Source organism: bacterium (assembly GCA_026398675.1).
In the GTDB taxonomy this organism is placed as follows: domain Bacteria; phylum RBG-13-66-14; class RBG-13-66-14; order RBG-13-66-14; family RBG-13-66-14; genus RBG-13-66-14.
This window is the reverse complement of sequence record JAPLSK010000185.1, coordinates 1-4,219: the sequence shown is the minus strand read 5'-3', so window position 1 is coordinate 4,219 and position 4,219 is coordinate 1. Positions and strand designations below refer to the sequence as shown.

The 4,219-nt window shown below is 61.7% G+C and carries 4 protein-coding genes; 1 reads left to right on the top strand and 3 read right to left on the bottom strand.

The window, feature by feature from the left end:
• Positions 1 to 225: 225 nt before the first annotated feature.
• Positions 226 to 1,530 (top strand): hypothetical protein, encoded by a 1,305-nt coding sequence (locus NTW26_06105; GenBank protein MCX7021831.1) that lies wholly within the window; start codon positions 226 to 228, stop codon positions 1,528 to 1,530.
• A 119-nt stretch (positions 1,531 to 1,649) separates the two neighbouring features.
• On the opposite strand, the gene NTW26_06100 is transcribed toward NTW26_06105, so the two are convergent.
• The 3 genes from NTW26_06100 to NTW26_06090 all read right to left on the bottom strand — a co-directional run.
• Positions 1,650 to 2,294, bottom strand: a complete 645-nt coding sequence (locus NTW26_06100; GenBank protein ID MCX7021830.1) for a hypothetical protein — start codon at positions 2,292 to 2,294, stop codon at positions 1,650 to 1,652.
• A gap of 81 nt (positions 2,295 to 2,375) precedes the next feature.
• A complete protein-coding gene (locus tag NTW26_06095; protein MCX7021829.1) occupies positions 2,376 to 3,206 on the bottom strand; it encodes a hypothetical protein in 831 nt (276 codons plus the stop codon).
• A 105-nt stretch (positions 3,207 to 3,311) separates the two neighbouring features.
• Positions 3,312 to 4,219, bottom strand: a 908-nt coding sequence (locus NTW26_06090; GenBank protein ID MCX7021828.1) for a YitT family protein, incomplete at its 5' end; no start/stop codon positions are given.

The window sequence follows — 4,219 nt, the reverse complement described above, 5'->3', positions numbered from 1 at the left end:
CATGACGTTCACGCTGTAGATGCGCCTTCGGGCGAGGTCGGCGCGGATTTCGCCGGCCAGGGCCTCGTGGGCCTCCAGGACTTTACGGACGAGCTTTATCTCCATGGGCGGACCTCGACGGGATGGGCGTTTTGACGCCCTCTTTCGAATGGCGACGCGTTGACATTATAGTCGCCGCACCCGTATACTGCAAGTTGAAGTAGAGGCCCGCGGGTTGATATACCCTTGCATAGACTGAACCAGACGAGTGTGGTGGAGGCGGTCAAGGGGCGGTTGTCCCTTTTTGCCGACCCACGCCGCTGGCGCATTGCCGAGGCCCGGCTGAAAAGCGCCGACGTCGAGACCCTCTGGCACCACCCGCCCCAGACCCACCTCCTGGTGCGGGTGGAACCGGCGGCCGACGACCGGGGGTTCACCTTCTACCTCCCCCTTCTCCTCACCCCGGATAAACCCGATACGGGTGGGGTCCTTCTGAACATCGGCGACGGCGAGTACTTCGCCTCCGATCTATTCCTCTCTCCCCCGGCCCTGATGACGCTCCTTGCGAGCGCCGGCGTCGGCAACGCCGGTCGGTTGCGGCTCGATTCCCCTCCCGTGGGGCCCTTCACCGCGGCGGCCCGAAACCCCCTGTTCATGCCCGCGGGGTGCGAGGTCGAACCGCTGCTGGACCGGGAGGGCGAGCCCAGCACCAACCACCTCTACCGCCTCGACGTGCGCGGCGCCGGCGGGGAGCACGCTCTGGTGGCCAAGCGCTATCTCCCACGGGAGGAGCCCGGACGCGGCGACCGGGAGTGGGAGCTCGCCACGGCGCTTTCCAGCGAGCTGGTGCCGCGGCCCGTCGGCCGTCTCGCGGACACCCGCACCGGCAACACCCTGGTAGGTTTCTACGAGTTCGTTCCCGGCGCCGAGGTCGGGCTGGTGCTCTGGAAGCTCTACGGGCTCCTGGGCGTCGTACCGACGGGATCGGTGCTGGCGCGCGTCCGGATGGTTTTCGCCAAGAGCCTGCGCACCCTCGCCTCCTTCCACGACCAGCTCGCGCAGCGGATGAAGTGCGACGCCGGGCGGGGACCGGTCAACGAGGGGGTTTTCCTCCGGGCCGAGGGGGACCTGCGCGCCCTGCGCGGGTATCGGGTCAGTTCGAAGGCCTACCGCGCCATCATCTCCGGGCTGGTGTCGAGCCTGGAGGGTGGTGGTTCCGTATTCCACGGCCCCCGGCCCATCCACGGGGACATGATGTGGCGCCAGGTCGTCTGGCGTTTGGGGCCGGAGAAGGACGAGGAGCTCGACCCCCTGCCGACAACTTCATGCTCGCCCTCCAGGAGCGGGATCGCTTCGCCCCGGTGGTCTTCGCCGCCCTCTGGCACGCCGCCTGTCAGGCCCATGACTGGGACGAGGACGCGGCGCACCGGTCACTGCGTCCGCTTCTCTCACTCGTCCGCCTGCGGCACCTCCACGACGCCGCCTACTACGCCAAGGCCAAGGGGGAAAATCCCCGAAAGACCGCCGAGTACGACCGCTACGTGCGCTTGAGCCTCCACCTCGCCGGGCTGGTGTAAATGGAACAAGGGGCTTAAGCCCCTTGTCTTACCCCTTGTCTTACCCCTTGTCTTTTGGCGGATTACCCGCCCTTTTTTACGTACTTTTGGTTCTTACTCGAACTCGGCCTTAATTTGTCCCCATGACATTTCCCGCACGTCGGAGTGGGCGGCCAGGTAGCAGGCGGCGTTGGCCAAGATCAAATATCCATCCCCGGTCCAATTATGAGCACCGCACATGTAGTTCAGCCCGACGACGTTCTCCCAGGCGTTAACTGCCACGCCGCCGGAGTCGGGGAAGTGGGCCAGCTCGACCGCGCCGGAGCGCAGAATGGTATCTACACGGTATAGGCTGTCCCAAAGTCCAGACACGCCGTCGAAAATGGCGTGCCCCGGCTCGTCTATGATCAAATCCTCGTCGCCTTCGAGACCGCCCGGGTTTTCCGAGTAGTAGGGGCAGTAGCCGTCATCGTGCCAGCGCCCGCCGATACCTCCACTCCACGGCCAGTTCATCAACTTCCCGGTCTCAACCACCACGCACCCGCCCTGGTCTACGTAATCAGCCAGACGGTCGCCGAATATTACAGGTTCACGGTAACTTGCCGTGCCGCCGGCAACAATCACGTCGTAACACGAAAAGACACCGACGGGCGGTGTACTGTCATCCGAGCAATCGTAGAAATCCACATCGCCAAAACGCCCATCGCTTTCGAAGTAATTTAAGACTTCATCCCAATGATCCCTGTAGTCGCCTATCATGAACGCGACGTCCAGTTGTGCTGTAGCAGAGATGGCCACTACGAGTACAAAAAAAATGATCTTGCACATCACCATACCTCCTTATTGCACCCAGCGCCCCTGATCCCAGATGTCCTCATCCCACAGGTCGTCCCAGGTGTCCCAGTCGTCAATGACCATCTCGAGGGTCATCCAGTCGTGGGCGTAGGGCTCATCTTCGGGCAGCTCCTCGGGCCAGTCGTCGGGCGGGCACCAATCCCAATGGCAAACATCGTACGGGTCGCCCGGCCAGTACGTGGGCCAGCCGGGTCTATTTGTCAAACCCTGCGGATGGGGGAAGTTGTTGAAGTTCGGGATGGGGTAGGGTGGATACTGACTGTTGAATTCAAAGCCACCGCCCTGGATCCAATTCCACCAGTCCACGGGCTGACCAATGGCGTTGACCGTCTTGGCCCAGGCGATGGGTAAATCGTTGTTAATCAAGTCCTCGGGGAGAACATGCTGGAAGTAGCGTGGCCTGTCGTGAATGATGACGTGGTAGGCGTACTTGATGGGGGGTGTGCATCCATAAACGAGGTATGGAGGGCCGTAGTCGGGGTATCCCCAGTACCATCCCCATTCGTACTCACCGAGATATGGCAGCACTTCGTTTTCAGGATCCCAGAACGGGTCACGGGCGTAGTAGGTGGTGTAAAAACCTATCGCTTCCGAATAGTTGCGGATGTGGTACACCCAGATTTGGCTTACGGAATCGTTTGAGATTTGACTTTGAACGACGAGGCACAAGACCTCCGTCGGTGCTTCATCATCGAAGAGGTCGTTGTTTATGTGGACTATCGGCCGGATGCGCAATGGCTTTTCCGCCGCGCTGCCACCGATGACTAGGCAGACCGACAGAAGGAAGGTGGCATAGGTGAGAAGTTTAGTCTTCATAACTCTCTACGTATATATAAGCAATTTAGTCCAATTTTCATCAGCTGTCAAGGTAAGAGCCACATAAAAGTGTGGGCTCCGAATTCCACTCCGTTCTAATTTAGCCTACGCCGAGCCGCGGCGGCGGAAACCGTAGCCCATCACCTCGTGCACTTCGGTGATGACCACGAAGGCCTTCGGGTCCGCCACCCTCACCATCCGCTTGAGCCGCTCCACCTCCCGCTTCTCAATCACGCAGTAGATGACGTCCTTGTCCACGTCGGTGTACATGCCCCGGCCCTTCATGAGAGTGGCCCCCCGGTCGAGCCCCGCCATAATCTGGTAGTACACGATGTCGGGGATGTCGGTGACGATGATGGCCGCCCGGGCGTAGCTGAAGCCGTCCAGCACGATGTCTATCACCTTGATCGAGACGCCCAGGGCCACGAAGCCGTAGAGGACGAGGTCAATCTCGCCGAAAATCGCGCCGGCGAAGGCGATTATCGCCGTGTCGAAGAAGAGGAAGCTGACGCCGGTGGAGAGCCCGGTGTAGCGGGAGAGGATGCGGGCGGGGATGTCGGTTCCGCCGGTGGAGCCCCCGCCCCGGAGTACCAGCCCGAGGCCGGCCCCCAGGAGCACCGCCCCGTAGACCAGGGCCATGATGATGTTGTCGGTGGGGATGGGGATGCGCAGAATCTCGCCATAGAGGTCGGCGAAGATGGAGTAGAGCACGATGCCGAAGATGGTGCGCAGGCCGAAGCTGCCGCCGAGGAACTTCAGGCCGATGAGGAACAGCGGGACGTTGAACACGAGCATCGTCAAGCCCACCGGCACGTGCCAGAGGAAGTGCAGCACGGTGGCCAGTCCGCCGACGCCGCCCGGGGCGATGCGGTAAGGGACCAGTAACACCACGAGGCCGAAGCTCCCCACGGCGGCGCCCACCAGGATAAAGATGTAATCCCGCACCGACGACTTCCAGTCGGGCAACAGGAGCTTGGGGAAACGCTCCTTGAGCGAGGAGAGTAATAACCGCT

Coding starts and splice junctions, on each gene's coding strand:
- NTW26_06100 (MCX7021830.1), bottom strand. CDS start 2,294: ATGATAGGCGACTACAGGGATCATTGGGATGAAGTCTTAAATTACTTC.
- NTW26_06095 (MCX7021829.1), bottom strand. CDS start 3,206: ATGAAGACTAAACTTCTCACCTATGCCACCTTCCTTCTGTCGGTCTGC.